22 protein-coding genes and 1 tRNA gene are annotated in these 22369 nt (G+C 65.6%); 13 read left to right on the forward strand and 10 right to left on the reverse strand.

Annotation, left to right across the window (positions count from 1 at the left end; all coding sequences use genetic code 11):
• Positions 1 to 67: 67 nt before the first annotated feature.
• The 5 genes from ACZ52D_RS11895 (at position 68) to ACZ52D_RS11915 (ending at position 3368) form a co-directional block, all read left to right on the forward strand.
• Positions 68 to 316: an accessory factor UbiK family protein gene (locus ACZ52D_RS11895; protein WP_222455110.1), complete on the forward strand. Its 249-nt coding sequence runs from the start codon at positions 68 to 70 to the stop codon at positions 314 to 316.
• A gap of 409 nt (positions 317 to 725) precedes the next feature.
• Positions 726 to 1226, forward strand: a complete 501-nt coding sequence (locus tag ACZ52D_RS11900; protein ID WP_222455111.1) for a type III secretion system chaperone family protein — start codon at positions 726 to 728, stop codon at positions 1224 to 1226.
• A 40-nt stretch (positions 1227 to 1266) separates the two neighbouring features.
• Positions 1267 to 2082 carry a pyrroline-5-carboxylate reductase gene (gene proC / locus ACZ52D_RS11905; protein ID WP_464441446.1) on the forward strand — a complete coding sequence of 272 codons (816 nt, stop codon included), beginning with the start codon at positions 1267 to 1269 and terminating at the stop codon, positions 2080 to 2082.
• Positions 2075 to 2413 (forward strand): tRNA-binding protein, encoded by a 339-nt coding sequence (locus ACZ52D_RS11910; protein WP_222455113.1) that lies wholly within the window; start codon positions 2075 to 2077, stop codon positions 2411 to 2413. Before proC ends, ACZ52D_RS11910 begins: the two co-directional genes overlap by 8 nt.
• Position 2414: 1 nt before the next feature.
• Positions 2415 to 3368, forward strand: a complete 954-nt coding sequence (locus ACZ52D_RS11915; protein ID WP_464441447.1) for a 2-hydroxyacid dehydrogenase — start codon at positions 2415 to 2417, stop codon at positions 3366 to 3368.
• 35 nt (positions 3369 to 3403) lie between these two features.
• Here the strand turns inward: ACZ52D_RS11915 and ACZ52D_RS11920 are convergent, their stop codons facing one another.
• Positions 3404 to 3994: a thymidine kinase gene (locus ACZ52D_RS11920; RefSeq protein WP_222455115.1), complete on the reverse strand. Its 591-nt coding sequence runs from the start codon at positions 3992 to 3994 to the stop codon at positions 3404 to 3406.
• A 397-nt stretch (positions 3995 to 4391) separates the two neighbouring features.
• Here ACZ52D_RS11920 and ACZ52D_RS11925 point away from each other — a divergent pair, with 397 nt between their 5' ends.
• The 6 genes from ACZ52D_RS11925 (at position 4392) to ACZ52D_RS11950 (ending at position 12714) form a co-directional block, all read left to right on the forward strand.
• Complete coding sequence (locus ACZ52D_RS11925; RefSeq protein ID WP_222455116.1) at positions 4392 to 4856, forward strand: hypothetical protein; 465 nt, start codon at positions 4392 to 4394, stop codon at positions 4854 to 4856.
• Positions 4857 to 5394: 538 nt separating this feature from the next.
• On the forward strand, positions 5395 to 6108 hold the full coding sequence (locus tag ACZ52D_RS11930) for a trypsin-like serine peptidase (RefSeq protein WP_369925429.1): 714 nt from the start codon (positions 5395 to 5397) through the stop codon (positions 6106 to 6108).
• Positions 6109 to 6278: 170 nt separating this feature from the next.
• Positions 6279 to 8570, forward strand: a complete 2292-nt coding sequence (locus ACZ52D_RS11935; RefSeq protein ID WP_464441448.1) for a glycosyltransferase family 2 protein — start codon at positions 6279 to 6281, stop codon at positions 8568 to 8570.
• A gap of 108 nt (positions 8571 to 8678) precedes the next feature.
• On the forward strand, positions 8679 to 10250 hold the full coding sequence (locus tag ACZ52D_RS11940; RefSeq protein ID WP_464441449.1) for a class I SAM-dependent methyltransferase: 1572 nt from the start codon (positions 8679 to 8681) through the stop codon (positions 10248 to 10250).
• A 115-nt stretch (positions 10251 to 10365) separates the two neighbouring features.
• Positions 10366 to 11739, forward strand: a complete 1374-nt coding sequence (locus tag ACZ52D_RS11945; protein WP_464441450.1) for a hypothetical protein — start codon at positions 10366 to 10368, stop codon at positions 11737 to 11739.
• A 93-nt stretch (positions 11740 to 11832) separates the two neighbouring features.
• On the forward strand, positions 11833 to 12714 hold the full coding sequence (locus tag ACZ52D_RS11950; protein ID WP_222455121.1) for a hypothetical protein: 882 nt from the start codon (positions 11833 to 11835) through the stop codon (positions 12712 to 12714).
• Here ACZ52D_RS11950 and ACZ52D_RS11955 read toward each other — a convergent pair.
• The 8 genes from ACZ52D_RS11955 to ACZ52D_RS11990 all read right to left on the reverse strand — a co-directional run bounded on the left by ACZ52D_RS11955 (position 12698) and on the right by ACZ52D_RS11990 (position 20253).
• Positions 12698 to 13645 (reverse strand): hypothetical protein, encoded by a 948-nt coding sequence (locus ACZ52D_RS11955; RefSeq protein ID WP_464441451.1) that lies wholly within the window; start codon positions 13643 to 13645, stop codon positions 12698 to 12700. The two genes, ACZ52D_RS11950 and ACZ52D_RS11955, sit on opposite strands and share 17 nt — an antisense overlap.
• Before the next feature lie 88 nt (positions 13646 to 13733).
• Positions 13734 to 14666 (reverse strand): AEC family transporter, encoded by a 933-nt coding sequence (locus tag ACZ52D_RS11960; protein ID WP_464441452.1) that lies wholly within the window; start codon positions 14664 to 14666, stop codon positions 13734 to 13736.
• An 85-nt stretch (positions 14667 to 14751) separates the two neighbouring features.
• Positions 14752 to 15549: an MBL fold metallo-hydrolase gene (locus ACZ52D_RS11965; RefSeq protein WP_369925415.1), complete on the reverse strand. Its 798-nt coding sequence runs from the start codon at positions 15547 to 15549 to the stop codon at positions 14752 to 14754.
• The gene (locus ACZ52D_RS11970; protein ID WP_464441453.1) at positions 15549 to 16358 is read right to left on the reverse strand and encodes a TatD family hydrolase; all 810 of its coding nucleotides are present in this window, start codon (positions 16356 to 16358) and stop codon (positions 15549 to 15551) included. Before ACZ52D_RS11970 ends, ACZ52D_RS11965 begins: the two co-directional genes overlap by 1 nt.
• 41 nt (positions 16359 to 16399) lie before the next feature.
• Entirely contained in the window at positions 16400 to 17518 is a 1119-nt protein-coding gene (locus ACZ52D_RS11975; RefSeq protein ID WP_464441454.1) for a DNA polymerase III subunit delta', read from the reverse strand.
• Positions 17515 to 18153: a dTMP kinase gene (gene tmk / locus ACZ52D_RS11980; RefSeq protein ID WP_464441455.1), complete on the reverse strand. Its 639-nt coding sequence runs from the start codon at positions 18151 to 18153 to the stop codon at positions 17515 to 17517. Before tmk ends, ACZ52D_RS11975 begins: the two co-directional genes overlap by 4 nt.
• A complete protein-coding gene (locus tag ACZ52D_RS11985; RefSeq protein ID WP_464443135.1) occupies positions 18150 to 19340 on the reverse strand; it encodes a D-alanyl-D-alanine carboxypeptidase family protein in 1191 nt (396 codons plus the stop codon). Before ACZ52D_RS11985 ends, tmk begins: the two co-directional genes overlap by 4 nt.
• 7 nt (positions 19341 to 19347) lie before the next feature.
• Entirely contained in the window at positions 19348 to 20253 is a 906-nt protein-coding gene (locus tag ACZ52D_RS11990) for an SPOR domain-containing protein (protein WP_464441456.1), read from the reverse strand.
• Positions 20254 to 20552: 299 nt separating this feature from the next.
• On the opposite strand from ACZ52D_RS11990, the gene ACZ52D_RS11995 reads away from it, so the two are divergent.
• Positions 20553 to 20642: transfer RNA gene (locus ACZ52D_RS11995), tRNA-Ser, on the forward strand.
• 293 nt (positions 20643 to 20935) lie between these two features.
• Here the strand turns inward: ACZ52D_RS11995 and ACZ52D_RS12000 are convergent.
• Positions 20936 to 21292: a RidA family protein gene (locus tag ACZ52D_RS12000; protein ID WP_417474764.1), complete on the reverse strand. Its 357-nt coding sequence runs from the start codon at positions 21290 to 21292 to the stop codon at positions 20936 to 20938.
• Between the two features lie 100 nt (positions 21293 to 21392).
• Between ACZ52D_RS12000 and ACZ52D_RS12005 the strand changes: the two genes are divergently transcribed.
• Complete coding sequence (locus tag ACZ52D_RS12005) at positions 21393 to 22277, forward strand: LysR family transcriptional regulator (protein ID WP_464441457.1); 885 nt, start codon at positions 21393 to 21395, stop codon at positions 22275 to 22277.
• Positions 22278 to 22369: the final 92 nt, after the last annotated feature.

Below are 22369 nucleotides of genomic sequence, written 5' to 3' on the forward strand. Positions count from 1 at the left end.
AAGTCAACGGCTTGCAGCCGCGCCAATGCTTGCCCATATAAGGTGCAACCCTGTCACGGAGAAGACGATGCAGAGCCGCAACAAGATCCTGGATGACATTTCCCAGCTGATGACCAATGCAATGGGCGTGGCCCAGGGCGCCAAGGACGAGGCGGAGACCGCATTGAAAGGCATGCTGGACCGCTGGCTGGCCGACCGCGATTTCGTCACCCGCGAGGAATTCGACGCGGTGCGCGCCATGGCCCAGAAGGCGCGCGAGGAGAACGAGGCGCTGAAGGCGCGGCTGGACGCGCTGGAAACCGCGAACAAGGGCTGAGCCTTCACCCGTCCCGGCCCCTTGGTGCCCCCGGGCGGCGCGGCCGCGCCGCTGGTGCGGCGCAGGCCCTGATCGGTAGAAAATGACCCCGTCACGGCCCCGGGCCCGTGGCGGGGTTTTCCGTAACTGACAGGGGCAGTTCCATGGTGCAAGATATGGGTGCCGACCGACGGTGCACGGCTCTTGAGCCCTCTGTCGTCACCGGCAATTCCAGCCGGCATCTAGGGGGCTGTGGATAGTTCGTCCACAAGTTATTGCAGTTATCCCCTAAATAAAGGGTTGCCAGAACCCCAATTCCGCACCACCATATCTAGTAGGGAGCGGGGATGCCTCCCCGAGCCTCAACATAAAAACTGGCCGCGGGGCGCTGCCACGCCCGTCAGCGTCAGGGATCTAGAGAGGTGGAAACATGGCACTATCCGAGCTTCAGCTGGAAGAGGACGTCCATCCCATCGACATCGTCGAACATCTGGCTTCGCACCACGACTGGGACTTCGACCGGGTTGGCGATGACCAGATTGCCATGTCGGTAGAGGGGCAGTGGCGGACCTATTCGCTGACCCTGGCCTGGTCGGGCTACGAGGAGTGCCTGCGGCTGGTCTGCAGTTTCGAGATGGAGCCGCCGGAGGCGGAGCTGCCGCGGCTCTACGAGCTGATCAACTGCATGAACGATCAGTGCTGGGAAGGCAATTTCACCTATTGGGCCGATCACAAGCTGATGCTGTTCCGCTATGGGCTGATGCTGGCGGGCGGCCAGTTGCCGAGCCCGCAGCAGATCGACGCGATGCTGAAGGCCGCGGTGGCCAATGCCGAGCGCTACTACCCGGCGATCCAGCTGGCGGTCTGGGGGAAGCGCAAGCCCGCGGATGCCCTGCAGGTCGCCATTGCAGAGGCCTACGGCCGCGCGTAAACCTAGCCCCGGACCTGACAAATCAAGGGGAGGGGCTGTTATGGACATGACGGAGATCGCCGCGCGCGGGCTGGTGCTTCTGGGCTGCGGGAAAATGGGCTCGGCGATGCTGGCGGGCTGGCTGGAGAACGGATTGCCGACCAACTCGGTCTGGGTGATCGATCCCCGCCCATCGGATTGGCTGAAGGCCACCGGCGTCAACGTGAATGCCAAGCTGCCGGCGGCGCCCGGTATCGTGCTGATCGCGGTGAAGCCGCAGATGATGGGCGAGGCCCTGCCGACCTTGCAGAGCTATGGCAACGGCCAGACGCTGTTCATCTCGGTGGCGGCGGGCACCTCGATCGAGACCTTCCAGAACATCCTTGGCGCCGAGACGCCGATCGTGCGGGCAATGCCCAACACGCCGGCGGCGATCGGTCGTGGCATCACCGCGCTGATCGGCAACAGCTATGCGAGCCCGAAGGACCTGGAGCGCGCCGAAGGTCTGCTGCAGGTGGTCGGGCAGACCGTGCAGCTGGACAGCGAGGCGCAGATGGACGCGGTGACCGGCGTCAGCGGCTCCGGTCCCGCCTATGTGTTCCACCTGATCGAAACCTTGGCCGCCGCGGGCGAGGCGCAGGGCCTGCCTGCCGAGATGGCGATGAAGCTGGCCAAGGCTACCGTTGCAGGTGCCGGCGCGCTGGCCGAGGCGGCCGAGGAAGATCCGGGCCAGTTGCGCGTCAACGTGACCAGCCCCAATGGCACCACCCAGGCGGCGCTTGAGGTGCTGATGGACGAAAGCGAAGGCTTCCCGGCGCTGCTGAAGCGTGCGGTTGCAGCGGCTGCGGATCGCTCGCGGGAGCTGGCGCGTGGCTGAGATTTCCTTTGACGACTTCATGAAGGTCGATGTCCGCGTGGGCGAGATCGTGCGCGCGGAACCCTACCCGGAGGCGCGCAAGCCCGCGATCAAGCTGTGGATCGATTTCGGCGACGAGATCGGCGTCAAGAAAAGCTCGGCCCAGATCACCGCGCATTACACGCCGGAAACCCTGCCGGGCAAGCAGGTGCTGGCCGTGGTGAATTTTCCGCCGCGGCAGATCGGCCGGTTCATGTCCGAGGTGCTGGTCCTCGGGCTGCCGGATGCCGAGGGCGAGATCCATCTGATCGGCCCCGATGGAAAGGTGCCGCTGGGCGGAAGGATGCATTGAGATGAAACTGTTGATCGCACGACCGATGACCGCCGCCGTCGAGGCGCGCGCGCGCGAGGAATTCCCCGAGGTGGAAATCCGCGGCAACACCGAGGTGATGAGCGAGGCGGAAATGCTGCGCGCATTGGCAGAGTTCGACGCGGTGGTGCCGACGCTGGGTGACCTGTTCTCGGCCGAGATCTTCGCCAGGGCGGGGCAGCCGCGCTGCAAGCTGCTGGCCAATTTCGGTGTTGGCTACAACCATATCGACGCCGAGGCCGCGCGCGCGGCGGGCGTCGAGGTGACCAACACCCCCGGTGCCGTGACCGATGCCACCGCCGATGTGGCGCTGACGCTGATGCTGATGTCGGCCCGCCGGGCCTCGGAAGGGGAGCGGCTGGTGCGCAGTGGCGACTGGCAGGGCTGGCATCCGACCCAGCTGCTGGGGCTGCATGTGACGGGCAAGCACGTGGGCATCGTCGGCATGGGTCGCATCGGTCAGGCCATCGCCCGGCGCTGCCATTTCGGGTTTGGCATGCAGGTGTCCTATGTGGCGCGCTCGGACAAGGAGCTGGACTTTCCGGCGCAGCGCGCGGACAGCCTGATCGCCCTGGCGAAAGCGGTGGATGTTGTGGTGATCGCGGTGCCCGGCGGCGCCGAGACCCGGCATCTGATCGACGCCGAGGTGCTGGCGGCAATGCGTCCCCACGCGCATCTGATCAACATCGCCCGTGGCGAGGTGGTGGACGAGGCGGCGCTGATCGCCGCGCTGCAGGAGCGTCGGATCGGCGGCGCGGGTCTGGATGTCTACGAGTTCGAGCCTGCGGTGCCGCAGGCGTTGCGGGAGCTGGACAATGTCACCCTGTTGCCGCACCTGGGCACCGCCACCGAGGAGGTGCGCAGCAACATGGGGCATATGGCGCTCGACAATGTGGCGGCCTTTAATGCCGGTACCGTGCCGCCGAACCGGGTCTGACGCCCGCCGGACATGAGGTGCCGCCGGGGCTGGGGTCAGCTCTCGGCGGCTTGCCCCACGGCCTCGCGCCAATGGCGGCGGCAGAGCGAGACGTAGGTTTCGTTGCCGCCGATCTGGACCTGGTTGCCGTCAGTGACGACACGCCCTTGATCGTCCTGGCGCACCACCATGGTTGCCTTCTTGCCGCAATGGCAGATGGTGCGCACCTCGCGCATCTCGTCGGCCAGCGCCAGCAGCGTGGCTGAGCCGGGAAACAGCTTGCCCTGGAAATCCACCCGCAGGCCATAGGCCAGCACCGGAACCCGCAGATCGTCGACCACGCAGGCCAGTTGCCAGACCTGGTCAGGGGACAGGAACTGCGCCTCGTCCACGAACACCGCGGCCACCGGTCCCTGGTCCAGGCGCTGCTTGATGCGCTGGAACAGGTCATCACCCTCGGCGAAGGTATCGGCGTCCTGGCCGATGCCGATGCGCGAGGCGATTCGACCGGTGCCGGCACGATCATCGAGGCGCGCGGTCAGCAGGTAGGTTTCCATGTGGTTTTCGCGGTAGTTGTGCGATGCCTGCAGCAGCACCGTCGATTTGCCCGCGTTCATGGTGGAGTAGTGGAAATAGAGCTTGGCCATGAGGAGGGTTTAGCCGCGCTGGCGGATGGGGAAAACCCAAACTTGCCGCTTTGCGGGAATTGCCGACCCGCGCGGGGTGGGATGGGACCACGGAGGCGGGGCGGAGAAGGCCCGCCGGGGCTGACGCGGCGGGGTGGAACAAATTCCCCTGTGATGCCGCATCAATCGCCCCGGAAGGCACTGGTTCCGGGCAGACCAATTGCCCTTGGCGCAGAATGTCACTCACCCATCCTGCCTCACACTGAACAACAGAAAGCTGTTGCACGATGTCACTCGCTAAATCCCTCAAAAACCTGAGGGATGGATAAGGTATCGCAATTCCTCTACAACTCAGAAATGGGAAATTAACCGCTGAGTTCCCCTATCGGGAGCAGCGACCGTGCCAGGTAGGATTTTTATGGCTGAGATTGGGACGTATTTGAAAAAGCACACCGAGGCGCTGGTGAAGGATGTCGGCATCGAAGCCGCCTGCCAGATTACCGGCAAGTCGAAGGCGACCTTGGGGCGGTATTACTCGGACAATGCGGAACACGCCGATCGCTTCATGCCGGTGGATGCGGTCGCCAGGCTGGAAGGAGCGGCGTCCTACCCGCATGTGACCTCGGCGCTGGCTGACCTCAAGAACATCACCCTGTCCTACAACGGCAATGGCTCCGCCCAGGAGACCGGTCGCAGCGGCGGGGTGAATGCGGATGTGATCGCGCTGAGCCAGCGCTTTGCCCAATTGATGAGCGAATACCAGGCCGCGATCGAAGATGGCATCATCACCGTGAACGAGGCCAAGCGGCTGTTGCGCGAGACGGTGCTGTTGCAGCAGGTGCTGCTGGACATGAAACTGCATCTCGAAGAAGAGAGCGCCTGAGGCCCGAGGCCGCGCGTAGCCATCGCGCGGCGCTGCGATCGGACAATTTGAGCTGTGTTTCGCCCTGGCCGTCGTGCCGGGGCTTTTTGCGTCTGCGCCGGCGGTGTCGGCACACCGGGTCCGTCCGTGGGGCTGACGCCGGGTAACAGCCTGCTTTGGGGCGTTAAACAATTGGGCGCTGGCCGCAACTTCAGGGGGAATTCGCCGAGGGGCACATCGACCCGATTCTGCCGCATTTGCGCCGCGAAGTTACCGGTGAGCGCTAAAAACACCGGGAAAACTGGGAAAAACCGCAATCGATCTCCTAACGAAAACGTTGGCATTTTCCGCGCCTTTTCAAGGGTTTTTCATAAAATCTTACCGGTTCATTAAGAAAACAAGGGGCTTTGGCGCTCTCGGCCTGCGCGGCGGGTGGCGGTTTAAGGCTTTGTTAACCCTGCCTCATTCTGCCCATGTTTCTGCCAGCGCGGCACCGCAGCAGGCCGCATTCCGGCCCAAGCCGTCACCCACGATGAGAGCATGGAAAATGGAGTGGGTGATGAGACGTTTTATGGGAATGGCGGCTGCTGTCGCCATGTTGGCCGCCAGTAGCGCGGCCCAGGCCGAGGGCCGTCCGGCCCCGGTGCAATCCGTCCCCGGGTGGGAGGCCGTCGGTCGGCTGAATATCTCTGGCCGCAGCATGTGCACAGGCAGTCTGATTGCGCCCGACCTTGTGTTGACCGCGGCGCATTGCCTGTACAGCCCCACCAACGGGCGGGCTGTGAATCCGCGGCGTATCAAGTTCGAGGCGGGGCTGGTGGGCCGCCAGTCAAAGGCCGCGCGGCAGGTGGTAAAGGCGGTGCTGCACCCCGGTTACGATCACCGCAGCGGCGGCGAGGCACAGAGTGGCGTGGACCTGGCGGTGCTCCGCCTTGACCGGCCGATCAGCCCGCAGAGGATCCAGCCCCTGTCGCTGGCAGCGGCGCCCTCGCGCGGTGACACGGTGGATGTGCTGTCCTACACCTATCATCAGGCGACGACCCCCAGCCGACAGAATGCCTGCCGGGTGCTGTCCTCCCGGCAGAGCATGATGGTGACATCCTGCCGGGTGGATTTCGGGGCGTCAGGGTCGCCGGTGCTGCAACTGCTGCCGGGGCGGCCGCCGCGGCTGGTCTCGGTGATTTCCGCCAAGGCGCGGATGGGGGGCAAGCGGGTGTCGATTGCCACCGGTCTCAATCACTCGCTGCATTCGCTGATGCAGGCGGCGGGCTGACGCGCCCCGCCGTCGGGCGGGGCAGGGGATGTTGCCATTTTATCAATCGCGGTCGGGCTCTGGGTCGGCCGCGATGGCTTGGCGGTTCCGACCCGGAGCGGAGCGCGTTATGAACGGGCTGCCCACCGCACCCGCGGTCCGGCCAACCCGCCCAGAGGGACAGCTGCAGAATGACCAGACCGGCCCCCACCGCCCGCGAAGGCAGGATTCTTGAACGCGATCTGAGCGCGCTGACCCTTGGTCGGGCACGGGTGCTGGATGCGGTGGTACAAACCGGCGGCCGTGACGCGGCCGTGGCGCGGGTGTTCTTCAGCTCGGCGGACAGCGCCGAAGGGCTGGGGCTGGAGGTCGGTCAGGGCGCGCGGGAAACGGCGGTCACCCAGCACAATTTTGGCGGCGCGCCGGTGTTCGAGGCCGCGGTCGATGACTGCGACCAGCCGGTGACGGTGCGGGTCGATGACGGCGCCTGGAGCGTGCCCTTGCAGCCTGCCGAGACCGAGCTGCTGGCCGGGATGAACGTGCTGGTGGCGGTGCGCAATGGCGAGACGCCGGAAATTGCGGCGGACTGGCTGACGTATCACGCTGCGCGGCATGGCATGCAGGCAGCGGTGATCCTTGATCGCGCCGAGCCGTCGGCCAGCCGTGACTTCGCCACCGCGCTGCGGGCGCTGGTCGAGGACATCGCAGGGCTGGAGCGGGTGATCGTGGTGCGCTGCAGGCTGCCGCTGGGCAAGCCTGACCTGCCCGCCGAGGCGCATCCGTTCAACGTGCCCGGTGCGCCGGGCAAGGATCGCATGGAGATCCCGCCCGCCGATCCCTGGCGGGCGCCGCTGGGGGAGTTTCTGATCTACGAGATCCTGCGTGCCCGCTTTCTGGAGCAGGCCCGCGCGGTGGCGAATATCGACCTTTTCGACCTGCTGGCACCGGACGACGGTCCGAATATCTTTGACCGGGCCGTGCAATCGGCCTCGGGCTGTGTGCAACTGGGCGGGGTGCAGGCCTACCCGTGGCGGCTGCGCCCGGACAGTGCCGCGGGGTTTGGCGATCACATCTGCACCCAGTTCGACTCGGATGCCTTGCGGCCGCGCTGGTGCCTCGCGCCGGGCAAGGTGCCGCGCGACTGTATCTGGCGCCTGGTGCGGGTGGTCGGCGTTGCGCCTGCCGCGCAGGATGTGGCGTTGTTCTACCGCTGCATGGCCCTGCGCCACCCGACCGAGAGCATCTCGGAGATCGTGCCCAAGACCAGCCTGGTGGAAACACCGCAGCTGCTGGAGCTGGCATACGGCCATTTCGGCGCCAAGCCCGTGCGCATCCCCGAGGAGCGTCTGCAGCGACCGGCAGGCGGCCGGGGGCGAACTGCCATCGTCACCACCATGAAAAACGAAGGCCCGTTCATTCTGGAGTGGCTGGCCTATCACCGGATGATCGGGGTGGACGACTTCCTGATCTACACCAACGATTGCACCGACGGCACCGATACGATGCTGCAGCTGTTGCAGGACAAGGGGCTGGTGCAGCACCGCGAGAACCCGTTTCGCAGCACCGATCTGAAACCGCAGCACGCGGCCTTGCAGGCCGCCGAGGAAGAGCCTGTCATCCGCGATGCCGACTGGGTGGTCTGCATGGATGTGGACGAGTTCATCAATATCAAATGCGGCGCGGGGCGCCTTGAGGATCTGTTCGCGGCGGTGGGCGACGCCAACATGATCTCGATGACCTGGCGGCTGTTCGGCAACAATGATGTGCGTGACTTTACCGGCGATCTGATCCTGCGCGAGTTCACCCGCTGCGCCCATGAAGTGACCCGCAAGCCGCATCAGGCCTGGGGGTTCAAGACGCTGTTTCGCAACAATGGCATCTTCAAGAAGCTGGGCGTGCACCGCCCCAAGGGGCTGAAGCCGCAGCTGTGGCAGGACATCCGCTGGGTCAACGGCTCTGGCAAGCCGATGCCGCGGGAGATGTACCGCAACGGCTGGCGCTCGTCCCTGTCGACCTACGGCTATGATCTGGTGCAGCTGAACCACTATGCCGTGCGCAGTGCCGAAAGCTTCCTGGTCAAGCGGGATCGCGGCCGGGTCAACCATGTCGACCGCGACCAGGGGCTGTCTTACTGGTTCCGCATGAACAACAACGCCGAGGAGGAACGCTCGATCCAGCGGATGATCCCGGCGCTGGAGGCGGAGCTGGCCCGGCTGATGGCCGACCCCGAGATTGCCGCCGCGCATGCATACTCCTGCGCCAGGCACCGCGAGAAGATCGCCGAGCTGAAGCAGCGCGACGACATGCTGACGCTGTTTCAGGAGCTGACCAGTGAGCGGTTGCAGAAACTGTCACGGCTGCATGCGCATTTCGGGGCGAACGTGTTCCTCAGCGGGCCGGGCGTGATCCCGGAGGAGATCGCCGAGAAGGCACCGGGCAGCGATTTCTGGTTCACCGTGAAGCGCGGCGAGACCACCCACTAGCCGCCGGGCGCGCCGATTTGACAGGTTTTTCTGCCGGGGTCTAAAATTCGCCATAAAGTTTCAGCACGTCTAGGGGCGTATTCGTGGATTGTTTAAAGGGCAGAAAACATGGGACTTCCCACCATCGCGTCGCTCTGGGTCGGGCCGGAGCTGAGCTGGCTGGAGCAGTTGTGCCTGAAGTCCTTTGTCGACAACGGCCACCCGGTGATCCTTTACACCTATGACAGCGTTCAGGGTGTGCCCGACGGGGTCGAGATCGCCGATGCCAACGAGATCCTGCCCGCCGATCGCATCATCCGCCATGCCCGCACCGGCAGCCCGGCCTATCACGCCGATGTCTTCCGGCTGCACCTTCTGCGGCAGACCGATTACATCTGGGCTGACACCGATGCCTATTGCTGCCAGCCCTGGAACATCAGGGGCAAGCACTTCCACGGCTGGATCTCCGACGACAAGCCGATGGTGAACAACGGTGTTCTGCGGCTGCCGAAGACGTCGAAGACGCTGAAGGCGATGTTGCAATTCACCAGCGATGAATACCCGATCCCGCCTTGGTACAGCGCCGAGAAGCAAGCCGAGTTGCAGGCGCTGAAGGATGCCGGGCAGGGCGTGCATGTGTCGCTGTTGCCCTGGGGAGTCTGGGGGCCGGACGCGCTGACGTGGTTCTTGCAGGACACCGGCGAGGTGGCGCAGTCGCGCCCCGGACATGTGATCTACCCGGTGCCGTTCAAGCTGGCGGGGGTTGTGTTGAACCCCAATCGTGCCAACAAGGCCCGCGGCTTCATCCGGGACGATACCCTCTCAATCCATTTCTGGGGCCGCCGGTTCCGCAACATTGCCGCCAAATACGGCGGTGTCCCGGCGCCGGGCTGTTACGTGGATGACCTTCTGAAGAAACACGGCATCACTGCCGAGGCGACCCGTCACCTGCTGCAAGCCAGCCCTGAAGCGAAAGAGGTGCCCATGCCCGCAATCGATCCGGCGACGTTGGATTTCTCGATGTTCAGCGATCAGGACGTGGCCAATATCCTGTTGCAGCGCTCCGAACTTGCCACCTCTGGCCAGACCATCCGGGACTGGATGGCCGGGGACGAGCAGCTGCTGCTTGAGGAGGCGCGCTCGCAGCGCGACCATATCCTGGCGGAGTCCATTCGCATCGCCGAGCGGGAATGCGGTTTCTTCCTGAAGGCCACCGATGACATCGCCCCCAGGCGTGCCGCCGACATCGGCTGCGGCTATGCCTTTGCCAGCCTGTTGCTGCACCGGCGCTATGATTGCGAGCTGGTGCTCATCGATATCGAGGAGGGCAATGGCCGCCACTTCGGTTTTCAGGGCGAGGGCGCCGGCTATACCAGTCTGGCGACCGCGCGCGCCTTCCTTGAGAAGAACGGCGTGCCGGCTGACAAGATCACCACCATCAACCCCAAGAAGCAGGACACTGGCGGGCTGGCGCCTGTTGACCTGGTCGTCAGCCTCGCGTCCTGCGGATTTCACTATCCGGTCAGCACCTACGAGGCGATGTTCGCCAATCAGGTCAACGCCGGTGGCGGGATCGTGCTGGATATCCGCAAGGGGTCGGGAGGCATCGGCGCGATGAAGGCTTTTGGCGCGGTGGAGGTGCTGGAGAAACACGGCAAATACTCCACGGTGCTGACACGGGTCGGCGCCACCGACAGCTGATCGGGGCAGGCTGTTAACTTTTTGCGGTTAAGGTCGCGCGCAACCCTCGCTGTGCCGAGCGCGTAGTGAAAGTGGCTTGCCCCTGGCGGGCAGGCAGAAAGGATATGAGGCCGCAATGATCGCGGAGCATTTGGATTTCAGATCGGTGCTGCCGGAGCTGGACGTCGACGAGGTGCGCCGCGTTGCCGATATCAACGGTCAGGCGGCAGAATTGTCCGCGCTGCTGCATCGTCGCTATGGCTGTCGGGTCGAGTATGTGAGCCTGGACCGCAAGGGGCGGCCGGTGTCGCCGCAACCCGAGGATCTGCAGGCGTGGCGGGACCGGCTGGTTGCCGCGGGCGTGGACGAGGACGCGATCCATGTGCAGGGCAGCACGGTGCCTTCGCACCCCTATGACGTGATCCTCGCGTTGAACAGCTTCGGGGTGCGTCACAAGATCCAGAACATCAAACCGCTGCTTGACCAGGCGCTGCACCCGCTCAGCCGGTTGGTGATCGAGATCCGCAAGGGCTCGGGCAGTTATCCGTTTCTCAAGGCCTATGGCAGCTGCAACACGCTGCTGGCGCCGGAGGCCGAGCGGACCGGGCTGGCGGTGCTTTCGGCCGAGCCGCAGGAGCTGCAGCCGCCCTCCGGCGAATGGTCGGCGCTGGCGCAAAGGCTGGCAGCGGACGAGGGGTTCTTTGACGAGCTGGAGGAGCACTCGTTCCTGTTCATGCCGCGCGGGCGCACGCTGGTCGTGACCTTCGACAATCTCGATATCGCGATGACCAAGCGCGATGACCGGCGGCCCTGGGGCTTCAGCTTCATCGAGGCGCAGGGCTGGTCGATGCTGGGGGTGATGGCCAATGGCTGGACCTGGTTTCGCCACGCGGAGGTCACCGCCAAGTTCGAGGCGTTGCGGGACAGCGGCTTTTTCGACCGCTTCGAGCGGGTGGTGTTCTATGGCGCCTCCATGGGCGGCTATGCAGCGGCGGCCTATGCCGCGGCGGCGCCCGGATCGACGGTGTTTGCGATCAGCCCGCAGTCGACCCTCGACAAGCGGCTGGTGCCCTGGGAGATGCGCTACAAGAAGGTGTGGGAGCGGGATTTCTCGGGTCCCTTCGGCGATGCGGCGCTGGCCAGCCAGGCGGCGGGCGAGGTGCATGTCATGTATGACCCTTATGTGGCCCCCGACGCGGCCCATGCGGAGCGCTTTACCGGGACCAACGTCACGTTCTGGCGCTGCCCCCTGCTGGGGCACCGGCTGGGGTCCTCGCTGCAGCAGATGGGGATCCTGCAGGACATCGCCACGGGGGCGATCAATGGCACACTGACACGGCAGCGCTTTCGCCAGTTGTTGCGGCGGCGGCACGGCTTTGCCCGCTATCAGCGGGAACTGGCCAATCTGGCGCTGGAGCGCGGCCATCCGCAGCTGGCGCGCAAGGTCTGCGATTACGTGCTGCGTCAACGGGACGACCGGTATTTCCGCCGCCTGCGCCAGCGGTTGTGATCATCCGAGGCTTATGCGATGCAAAAGGCCGGGCCGCCGCGGAAGATCGGCCGCCACCCGCCCGGCCAGATAGGGACTGAGGTAAACGGCACTATGCGCGACATCACCATCGCCTTTCACATCGGAGCGCCGAACACCGACAATGGCCAGCTGACCTGGTCGTTGCGCAAGGATGCGGCGCGGCTGCTGGAGCAGGGGGTGATGATCCGGCGACCCGGGACCTATATGAAGGCGGTCACCGACATGCTGCGCAAGCAGGACCAGGAGTTTGTCACCGACCAGGAGCGGGATGCGCTGCTGGCGCATCTGGTCAAGGACAATGACGTTGACCGGCTGATCCTGACCAGCTCCAGCTTCCTGGGGGTGCCGGCCTGGATGCTGAGCGGGGGGCGGCTGTTTCGCAACGCGGGGCGCAATGCGGCGGCGCTGCGGGGATTGTTCCCCGACAACCCCTGCGCCTTCTTCCTGGGGCTGCGTAATCCCGCGACCCTGATCGGGCCGGTGTTCCGCTCGCAATCGAGCCGTACCTGGCAGGAGTTCGCGGGCAAGGCGGACTTCCTGAACCTGCGCTGGTCGGAGGTGGTTGCCGATATCCGGATGCGCAACCCGGAGTGCCCGATCACCGTCTGGTGCAACGAGGAAACGCCGGTGATCTGGCCGAACATCCTGGGCCATGTGACCGGGCTGGGCGACAGCTTCCGCTTCTCCGGGGAACTGGACATCACCCGAGGCATCATTTCGGAGGCGGGATACGAGCGGCTGGAAGCCTATCTGGCCAGCCGCCCCGGCCTCAGCGAGGCGCAGCGCGAGCGGGTGCGGGAGTTGTTCCTGACCTACTACTACAGCGAGGACGCGGTCGAGGAAGAAATCGATCTGCCCGGATGGTCCCAGACGCTGGTGGACCACATGAGCGAGACCTACCAGGCCGATACCGAGCTGATCCGACGAATGCCCGGCGTCACCTTTCTGAGCTGACGGCGGCGTGGCTGTAGAACCGGCGCATCAGGATGGCGGTCAGGTACATCGGCACCTGGTAGCAGCCTAGAAAGATCAGCAGCGGCTCGGTTGTGGCTGGGGGCAGGGCGATCAGGAACAGGGCGAAGTTCCGGTTGCCGGCCACGACGGAGACGGCCACCGCGCCACTGCCCGTGCGGCGGCGTACCACCGCATAGGTCAGCATTTGCAGGCCGAGGTTGGCCGCCAGCGCAAATCCCATCCATTGCAGCACCAGCCAGGGCTGCTGCTCCAGGGCCGGGCCCAGGGCCGACATCAGTGCGACCACGATCACGGCCAGTGCAATCATCGTCAGCCCGTCGATCGCGGTGGCCTGATTTGGCCGCAGGTTCGGCAGCGTGAGGCGCCGCAGCAGGAAACCGGCAAGGACCACCAGGCCAATCGTCGCCACCAGCCGACCCGCCGCGCGCAGCACGTCCGCGAGGTGGTCAAGCGCGCCGAGACCCGGCATCAGCAGGAAGATCGGGATCACCGTCAGCGGCATCAGGGCGGTGCCGAGGATCAGCAGGCGAAAGGCGGTCTCGGGCGGGTGGCCCAGCAGGGCGGTGATGTTCGGGCTGCCGGTCACCGACGGTGCGCTGAGCATCAGCACCAGCGCAAGGGCGGCCGGGGTTTCCGCAAGGCCCAGCAGCGCGGCCCCTGCCAAGGCCAGCAAGGGCAGTGCCAGCTGCAGCAGCGCCACGGCGCAGAGGGTATCAAGACCGTCCCGCAGGCCGCCGACGGCCCGGCTGTAGCCGATCCTGTAGGCGTTGAGGAACAGGAGCGCCGCCACCATGTGTGGCAGCCAGGGCTGCAACCTCGCCGCCAGGTGCGGCAGCAGCAGCCCCGTGAGCAGCCCCATGACCAGCGCAGCGCGACCGTGGCGGGCCGCAAGCTGCAGCAGGCCCATCATCCGGCGCAGCCAGGCATGGGCCCGGCGGGCGGAGCGCAGAGGCGAGCGAGACAGCGGTCCCCGCCCGGGCCGAGGGCGCGCGCTCGGGTCATGTCAGCAGCAGCAGCCAGAACCAGATGGTGAAGATGCTGACTCCGGTTGCGATCAGGACTGAGGACGCCGCCACCCGTTTGGCGCGTCCGTACATGCTGGCAAAGATATAGCCGTTGAACCCGGTGGCCATGGAGGCATTCAGCACCCCCGAGCGGAACAGATCCTGCGGCAGCGCCAGCGCTGACCCCATGACCCAGACAATCGCCGGGTGGATCATCAGGGAGGTGAGGCAGACAAAAAGGATGGCGCGCAGATCGCCCTCGGGGCGGTATTGGACCAGCACGCCGCCCAGGGCGAACAGCGCGCCGGGCAGGGCGGCGCGGATCACCAGGGACAGGGCCTCATCCACCACCATCGGAATGGCGTAGCCCGAGAAATTCACCAGGAACCCCAGTGCGATCCCGAGGATCAGCACGTTGCGGAACATGGCATTGAGCACCGCGGAAACGGTCTTGACCCCGCCCGCGCCGCGGTTGCGCAGGATCTCCATCACGGTGATGCCGACGCCGTAGCAGAAGGGCGAATGAAAGGCGATGATCGCGTAGTTGCCGGTCAGGTTGTCGGCGCCGAAGGCGCGTTCGGTGATCGGCAGCCCCAGCAGAACCGAGTTGGAGAACAGGCAGCAGAAACCGATCACGGCGCAGTCTTCCCAGTCGCGTTTGAACAGGATGCGGGCGCCGAAGAGGCCGATCATGAAACAGGTAAAGGCACCGGTGTAGAAACTGACGAGCAGACGGGGATCAAAGCTTGCGGACAGATCCAGCGTGGCAATGGCGCGAAACAGCAGGCAGGGGATCGCAAAGCTCTGGGTGAACTTGGCCAGACCGTCGATATGTCCCTGCGTGAAGAAGCCCTTGCGTGTCGAAACGTAGCCCGCGCCGATGACCAGGAAAACTGGCAGGATGACATCAATCAGGGTTTGAAACACGGGCAGGGTACTCCGCAAAAATGTTTTGCTGCAATGGCTTGGCTAAAATGTCCGCGGGGGCAGCCCCCCGCCAATCCGTCTCCCTTCAGAGCGGGAGCCGGATCACCATGCCGTCATAGGCCGGGGTGATGTGGTCCGGTGTTTCGGCTTCGACCGTGGCGTAATCCATGTCGTTATGCATGTTGGTGATGATGCCGCGCTTTGGGGCCATCCGCTCGAACCAGGACAGCGCGTCGGCGTAGCAGAAATGCGTCGGGTGCGGACTGCGGCGCAGACCGTCGAGGATCCAGACGTCCAGCCCTTCCAGCGCGGGCAGCGCGGCATCGGGGATCGCGGAGACATCCGGAAGATAGGCCAGGTCGCCGATGCGGAATCCGAGCGCGTCAATGGAGCCGTGCTCGACCTCGAAGGGGCGCAGCGAAATCGCGCCACCGGGGCCGTCGATCTGGAAGGGGCCGTCAATGGATTTCAGTTCTAGGATCGGCGGGTAGGGCGAACCATCCGGCTGGACGAAGACGTAGCCAAAGCGGCTCAGCAGGTCGTTCTGGGTGGGGCCGTCGGCATAGACGGGGATGCGCTGGCGCATGTTGAAATAGACCATGCGCAGGTCGTCGATGCCGTTCATGTGATCGGCATGGGAATGGGTGTAGACCACCGCGTCAAGGCGGCTGACACCGGCGTCCAGAAGCTGGTTGCGCATGTCCGGCGAGGTGTCGATCAGCACCGAGGTGGTCCCGTCGGGGCCGTCGCGCTCCACCAGCAGCGAGCAGCGGCTGCGGCGGTTCTTCGGGTTCTCCGGGTCGCAATCGCCCCAGTGGCCGCCGATGCGTGGCACCCCGCCGGATGAGCCGGAGCCGAGGATGGTGAAGCGCATTTCCGCCATCAGGCTGCGGCCTCGTAGCGGGCGGCCTTCCAGAACAACCGGTCGAAGTTGGCCTGGGTCTGGGCCGCGAAATCAGCATAGTTCATGCCAAAGACCTCGGCGCCGACCTTGGCGGTGAAGGCGGTATAGGCCGGTTCGTTGCGCTTGCCGCGGTGCGGCGGCGGGGCCAGGTAGGGGGCGTCGGTTTCCACCAGGATGCGCTCGACCGGGGCCGCGGCGAAGATGTCGCGCAGTTCCTGACTCTTGGGGAAGGCGGCGATGCCGGACATCGACAGGTAGAAACCCAGGTCAAGGGCCGCGCGGGCCAGCTCCGCCGAGGAGGAGAAGCAGTGCATCACGCAGGAGTAGGCGCCGTTGGCCATTTCCTCGGTCAGGATACGGGCCATGTCGTCATCGGCGGCGCGGGCGTGGATGATCAACGGCAGGCCGGTTTCGCGGGCGGCGGCGATATGGGTGCGCAGGGACTGCTGCTGCACCTCGGCGCTGTCGGCGGTATAATGGTAGTCCAGCCCGGTTTCGCCAATGCCGACGAATTTCGGGTGCTTTGCCAGCGCCACCAGCTCCTCCACCGTAACCAGCGGTTCTTCGGCGGCGCTCATCGGGTGGGTGCCCGCGGCATAGAACACCGGATCATGGGCCTCGGCGATGGCGCGCACGGTGGGTTCGTTCTTCAGCTTGGTGCAGATCGTGACCATCCGGGTCACACCGGCTGCGGCAGCGCTGGCCAGCACCTCGTCCAGCCGTCCTTCGAAGTCGGGGAAGTCCAGGTGGCAGTGGCTGTCGGTAATCTGGGGGGTGGTCTCGGTCATGAATCCTCTGGCGCAACTTGGACCGCGCCGGGCAGCTGCGCTCAGCGCGACGCGGTTTCCTGCATCTTGAAAACCGTATCTAGGACTAGCGCGGCGGGGTCAAGGTTCACCGCCTGGCCGTGGCGGGCGCGGGCGGTGACCTCGGCCGCCAGATCCGCCCAGGCGCGGCCCTTGCGCGGATCGGGGGCCAGCCGGGCCAGCATCTCGGCTTCCTGCGGGGCGGCTTCGGGGGCGGGCGGCGTGCCGGTGGCGCCGGTGCGCGCCAGCCGCGCCAGCGCCATTTCGGTCAGCGATAACAGCAGCTCGAACCGTTCCGCGGCACCGCGCTGGGCGGCGGCCTCGGCCAGGGCCATGGCGCGCTGGCGGTCGAGCCGGGGCAGGGAGGCAAGGATCTGCACCAGCTCGGCATAGATCTTGAGCCCGCCCAGATTGATCAGCCGCAGCGCCGCGCCGACAGAACCACCGGCCAGGGCCGCGAGATGGTCCATGTTCTCCGGGAGCGCCACCTCGGACTGGGCGAGCGCGTCCTGCATGTCACTGGCAGACAGCGGTCCGAGCCGCAGCGTGCGGCAGCGGGAGCGGATGGTCGGCAACAGTCGCGAGGGCTGATGCGAGATCAGCAGCAGCGTGGTGCGGGCGGGCGGCTCCTCGAGCATCTTCAGCAGCGCGTTGGCGGCGCTTACGTTCATGTCGTCGGCAGCGTCGACGATCACCAGGCGCCGTCCGCCGTCGGTGGCGGAGAGGCCGAAGAAACGGTTCAGCTTGCGGATGTCGTCCACCACGATCTGGCTGCGCAGTTTGCCCTTGTCGTCGTAGGAGCGGGTAATCGACGCAAGGCCCGGCTCTGCCAGTGCCTGAATGCGGTGAGCGACCGGGTGGTCGGGATCGACATCGAGGCTTTGCGGCGGAGGCGGCGCGCCGAACAGCCCGTCTTCGGCGGGCGGCGTGGCCAGCAGAAAGCGCGCGATGCGCCAGGCGAGGGTCGCCTTGCCGACACCTTGCGGCCCGGTGAGCAGCCAGCCGTGGTGCAGGCGATCGGAGGTATAGGCGGTGAGGAAATCCTGCTCGGCCGACTGCTGTCCGATCAGCCGCAGGGTTTCGCGAGGGTGCGGTGCGCCTTCGGCCTGGTCGGCGCGTGGCAGCGCGTCTTCATCGCTCATGCCAGAACCTCGTCGACATGTTTGCGCACCTCGGCGGCCACCGCAGCGACCGGACGCGCCCCGTCGATGATCCGGAAGCGGTTGCTGAACTCCTGCGCCAGCGCCAGGAAACCCGCCCGCATCTTCTCCTGCAGCTCGACGCCGAAATCCTCGAAGCGTTCTTCCTTGCCCTGGCGTCCCTTGGCGCGGGCGAGGCCGACGGAGGGGTCCATGTCGATCAGCAGCGTGAGGTCCGGCTCGCGGCCGATCATCAACTTGTGCATCTGGTCCACCGCGGCCCGCAGATCGCCGCGCGACAGACCTTGGTACATCCTGGTGCTGTCTGCAAAACGGTCGCAGATCACCACCTTGCCCGCAGCCAGCGCGGGTTCGATTGTCCGCTCAAGGTGATCGCGCCGTGCCGCCATGAACAGCAGCAGCTCGGTCTCTGCCGACCAGCGGTCGGGGTCGCCCTCCAGCACCAAACGGCGGATTTCCTCGGCCCCCGGCGAGCCGCCAGGCTCGCGGGTCAGCACCACCTCGCGGCCCGCATCGCGCAGCGCGTCGGCCAACAGGCGACACTGGGTCGACTTGCCGGAGCCGTCGATGCCCTCGAAGGTGATGAACAGGCCGCGCGCGCCTCTGGCGGGTGTCACAGCGCCCCCTCGGGGCCGTTCAGGAAGCGCTTGATCAAGACCTGCGCCGCGGTGCGGACCTGCACCACGAAGCCGCCGCGCGGGACGTCATTGGCCGCAACCAGCGGCAGGCGCACCTCCGGCAGTTCCTCGGGTTGCAGCACCAGCTCGGCGAGCCGCTGTCCCTGCTTCACGGGCGCTTCGATCGGGCCGCTGTAGACCACTTCGCCTTCGATGGTGTCCGCTGTCAGCGAGGGCAGCAGGATCTCGAGATCGTTTGCGGGTACCAGCCCTACCGATCCTGTAGCGCCGCGCCAGACCTCGGCCTCGGCGATTGGATCGCCCTGTTTGGCGACGGTTTTCTTGGTGAATTGGCGAAACGACCAGTTAACGAGGGCTTCGGCCTCCTCTGCGCGGGAGCGTTCGCTCTCCATCCCGGTGATGACGAAAATCACCCGGCGGTCCCCCTGTTTGGCCGAGCCGACGAGGCCATAGCCGGCCTCCTCGGTGTGGCCGGTCTTGAGCCCGTCGGCACCGATGCCGAGCCGCAGCAGCGGGTTGCGGTTGCGGGTGTTTGAGGGCGCGCGGCCGTCGAACTCAAAGGAGGTTTCGGCAAACAGCGGGTAGTATTCCGGGAAGTCCTCGATCAGCCGTTCGGCCAGGATCGCCAAGTCATGCACCGACATGCGGTGGCCCGCGGCGGGCCAGCCGTTGGAATTGGCGAAGGTGGAGGCCGTCATGCCGAGGTCCTGACCGCGTTTGGTCATGTAGCGGGCGAAACCGGCCTCGGTGCCATCGGGGCTCAGCGCCTCGGCGATCACCGCGCAGGCGTCATTGCCCGACAGTACGATGATGCCGCGCAACAGATCTTCGACCCGCACCCGGTCGGTGGTGTCGAGGAACATGGTGGAGCCGCCATAGCTCATGGCGTGTTCGCTGACCGGCAGGGTTTCGTCCAGCGACAACCGCCCGTCGCGCAGCGCCTCGAAGGCGACGTAGAGTGTCATCAGCTTGGACATCGAGGCCGGCGGCAGTGGCACATCGGCATTCTTTTCCAGCAAGACCGTATCGGTGCCCGCGTCCAGCACATAGGCCGCGCGTGCCTTGGTATCAAAGGCCGCAGCCGAAAGCGCAGAGAAGCTGACCGCAAGGCCGGTTGCCAGTCCGAGCCGCAGGGCCGCCAGCAGTCCGCGCCCGGTCCGGGCCATGTTCAGGTTAGTTCGAGACAGCATAGGCATCCGCAAATCCGGTTTCCTTTACGCTTTTCAACAGCTGGGTGCGTTCTGCCTTGGTTTTGGCCGGACCGACCAGAACCCGCCAGAAGGCTTTGCCATTGGTGGAATGTTCCCGCACCGACGGCACCATGCCTGCGTTGCGCATCATGTCCGCGGTACGATTGGCGTTGGCTTCGACGCTGAAGATTCCGATCTGGATGTAGGGCTTGTCCAGCGCGGACGGCTGCGGGGCAGGGCGCGGCGCGGCGGGTGCGGCGCTGGCGACCGGGGCGGCCGCGTCGATTGCCTCAGCAGCCCCTGCAATCGGGTCCAGCGACGTTTGTGCAATGTCCGAGCCCGCGCTGGCGGCCAGGGCCTGCGCCGCATTTGCAGTCTCGGCGTCGGTATCGGCCGTGGCGGTGTCGGCGTCGGTCTCCGCGTCGCCGGGGCTGACTTCCTCGCGGCGCAGGGCGGTGACATTCAGCTCGACCGGAGCTCCGGCCAGCATGCCGAGGGCTGCCGCCGCGTCGGAGGAGACCTGCAGGCGCGGGCCGGGGATCTCGCGCTCACGCCGGAACAACGCGCCGATCACGAACTGGCCGTTGGCGTTGTTGCGGATGATCACGCGTTCGGGTTCCTTGGTGTCGGGGTGTGCCACCCAGACCCCTCCGATCGATGGCCGGCCGTCCCAGAGACCGGCTTCGGTGACCTGGAAGGCTTCGGGCGCTTCGACGTCGCGTTCCACCAGCCGGGTGCTGCTGGACGGGGTCACGGCGGCGGCGCCGTCCGGTTTCTTTTGCAAAAAGCCCAGTTTGGGACCGTCTTCGCAGCCGGTCAGAACCAGCAGGCCAATGGCCACCGCAGCAATCCGCGGCGCGGTCCTTGCATTGGACATGGTGTTTTGCATGCTCTCTTCCTTGCCTGTGCCCGCAGCGCCAGCGCGCCCCTGCCGGAATGTCCGGTCTTCTTGTTGATTTGGCGGCATGATAGCCTGCGTGTCCGGCCATGAAAACCCTGCCGCATCACCGCATGCGGGAAAGCCCGGAGGCCGGCATGTTTCCGCCCGAATGGCGCCCTGCGCAACGCGGGCTTGACGGGCCAAGGGGCATTGGCCGGGGCGCAGGGCCCGCAGGGCGGCGGTGGCGAAGGGGCGGTCCAATTTACGCTTGCTTCGTGCGGTTTTGCAGCCTAAACCGCAACCGGACCGGGGAGGTGGCAGAGTGGTCGAATGCGGCGGTCTTGAAAACCGTTGAACGTGAGAGCGTTCCCAGGGTTCGAATCCCTGTCTCCCCGCCACTTGCCCCCGCGAAGATGTGATCCCGAACCTTGGCTGCCGGGTTTCCTGTTCTTTCTACAGGGGATTGGCTGAGCTTTCGGAGGGGGGAGAGTGGCTTAAGGCGGTCTCTGAGAGACGAAGTTCCCAGATCCTATTGCGTCAACGGAGACGGTTCCTCTCGGCGAGCTACAGAAACCGCGTCGTGGGTTGAACCCAGTGCACCGAATGCCGGGCCTGTGGTGGTCGGCATTCGGAATTTTATCGCTGCGGGCAGCCGCTTCTAGCTGTATCACCGCCCGCCGCCAGAGGGGCGTCAGCCTTCCGCGGCGATGGCCAGAACCTCGATGCGGTAGTGCGGCTGCGCCATGCGGGCCTCGACGCACACGCGGGTCGGCGGTGTCGTGTCGGCGACCCATTCGTCCCAGACGGCGTTCATGCCTGCGTAATCGTCCATGTCGGCGAGCCAGATCTGTACCGAGATCAGGTTCTGGCGGCTGGTCCCGGCCTCGGCGAGCAGCGCATCGACCTTGGCGAAGACGTCGCGCGACTGGGCTTCGATGTCGCCGTCCTTGAGCTGCGACACTTGCCCGGCGAGGTGCACCTGGCCGTTGTGGATCGCGATTGCCGAAAAGCGGGACGAGCCGCCGATTTTCCTTAAAGTGCCAGTCATGCGGGGCGCTCCTTGTTTCTGCTGTCCGCTGGTCTTGTAGACAGCTCCCTATGATTCAGGCAAAGTTCATTACCTGAATTCTACTTCAGGAGATCTGAAATTGGCCATCAAGATAGAAATGCTGCGCTGTTTCTGCGCCGTGGTGCAGCAGGGCAGCCTGAACGAGGCCGCCAGTGAGTTGGGCCGCACCCCGTCGGCGGTCTCGATGATGCTCAAGCAATTCGAGGAGCATATCGGCGCGCCGCTGTTCGAGACGGCGCGAAAGTCGCGTCTCACGCCGCTGGGCGAGATGATCTACAGCGAGGCCCGGCGTGAGATCGAACATTTCGGCCGCACTGTCGCTGCGATCGAGGGGCTGTCGCGTGCGGAAGAAGGCCAGGTGAGGCTGGCGGTAACGCCGTCTGTCGCAACGGCCATTCTGCCCGCGGTGATCCGCCACTTTCGTCGGGACCATCCGAAGGTGCGCATCGACATGCGCGACATGGACAGTGGCTCGGTGCAGCGCGAACTGGAGGCCGAGCGGGCCGATATCGGCATCGCCACCATTACGGTGGCCTCGGGGTTCGAACGCAAGTTGCTGTTCTCGGACGCCTTTGGGGTCGTTTGCGCGCGCGACGATTCGCTTGCGTCGCGGGGGGAATCTGTGGGCTGGGGTGATCTCGCAGGGCGCGATTTCATTGCCAACGGGCTGTGTCGGCTGATCGAGGATCCGGGCTTTGCCACGATCCGGGACGCTGCGCTGATGTCGGTGCCCAACACGGCCTCGCTGTTGGCGCTGGTGCGCGGCGGGGTTGGTCTGACGCTGCTGCCCCGCCGGGCCGTGCCGCAGGAGGACGCTGGCCTTGCCTTCCTTCCGCTCGCCGAGAGCGAGGCGCGGCGGGATCTTTACCTCGTGTCGCAGCCGCGCCGTCTGCTGCCGCCATCGGCGCGGGCCTTCCTGCGGGTTCTGGAAGCCGAGACATCAGATTTGCGAGGGGATGTATAAATTCAGATTTCCTGAAGAAAGTTCAATCTAATCGAATTTGACTGAATCTCCTGATCTTGGCCTACTGGCGGCGATCACGTCCGGGGCGCCCG

The organism is Leisingera sp. S2M4 (assembly GCF_055398055.1).

Excerpts from the sequence above, each read along its gene's own strand:
- ACZ52D_RS11895 (WP_222455110.1), top strand. The coding sequence starts at position 68 with ATGCAGAGCCGCAACAAGATCCTGGATGACATTTCCCAGCTGATGACC.
- ACZ52D_RS11900 (WP_222455111.1), top strand. The coding sequence starts at position 726 with ATGGCACTATCCGAGCTTCAGCTGGAAGAGGACGTCCATCCCATCGAC.
- proC (WP_464441446.1), top strand. The coding sequence starts at position 1,267 with ATGGACATGACGGAGATCGCCGCGCGCGGGCTGGTGCTTCTGGGCTGC.
- ACZ52D_RS11915 (WP_464441447.1), top strand. The coding sequence starts at position 2,415 with ATGAAACTGTTGATCGCACGACCGATGACCGCCGCCGTCGAGGCGCGC.
- ACZ52D_RS11920 (WP_222455115.1), bottom strand. The coding sequence starts at position 3,994 with ATGGCCAAGCTCTATTTCCACTACTCCACCATGAACGCGGGCAAATCG.
- ACZ52D_RS11925 (WP_222455116.1), top strand. The coding sequence starts at position 4,392 with ATGGCTGAGATTGGGACGTATTTGAAAAAGCACACCGAGGCGCTGGTG.
- ACZ52D_RS11930 (WP_369925429.1), top strand. The coding sequence starts at position 5,395 with ATGAGACGTTTTATGGGAATGGCGGCTGCTGTCGCCATGTTGGCCGCC.
- ACZ52D_RS11935 (WP_464441448.1), top strand. The coding sequence starts at position 6,279 with ATGACCAGACCGGCCCCCACCGCCCGCGAAGGCAGGATTCTTGAACGC.
- ACZ52D_RS11940 (WP_464441449.1), top strand. The coding sequence starts at position 8,679 with ATGGGACTTCCCACCATCGCGTCGCTCTGGGTCGGGCCGGAGCTGAGC.
- ACZ52D_RS11945 (WP_464441450.1), top strand. The coding sequence starts at position 10,366 with ATGATCGCGGAGCATTTGGATTTCAGATCGGTGCTGCCGGAGCTGGAC.
- ACZ52D_RS11950 (WP_222455121.1), top strand. The coding sequence starts at position 11,833 with ATGCGCGACATCACCATCGCCTTTCACATCGGAGCGCCGAACACCGAC.
- ACZ52D_RS11955 (WP_464441451.1), bottom strand. The coding sequence starts at position 13,645 with ATGATGGGCCTGCTGCAGCTTGCGGCCCGCCACGGTCGCGCTGCGCTG.
- ACZ52D_RS11965 (WP_369925415.1), bottom strand. The coding sequence starts at position 15,549 with ATGGCGGAAATGCGCTTCACCATCCTCGGCTCCGGCTCATCCGGCGGG.
- ACZ52D_RS11970 (WP_464441453.1), bottom strand. The coding sequence starts at position 16,358 with ATGACCGAGACCACCCCCCAGATTACCGACAGCCACTGCCACCTGGAC.
- ACZ52D_RS11975 (WP_464441454.1), bottom strand. The coding sequence starts at position 17,518 with ATGAGCGATGAAGACGCGCTGCCACGCGCCGACCAGGCCGAAGGCGCA.
- ACZ52D_RS11985 (WP_464443135.1), bottom strand. The coding sequence starts at position 19,340 with ATGGCCCGGACCGGGCGCGGACTGCTGGCGGCCCTGCGGCTCGGACTG.
- ACZ52D_RS11990 (WP_464441456.1), bottom strand. The coding sequence starts at position 20,253 with ATGCAAAACACCATGTCCAATGCAAGGACCGCGCCGCGGATTGCTGCG.
- ACZ52D_RS12000 (WP_417474764.1), bottom strand. The coding sequence starts at position 21,292 with ATGACTGGCACTTTAAGGAAAATCGGCGGCTCGTCCCGCTTTTCGGCA.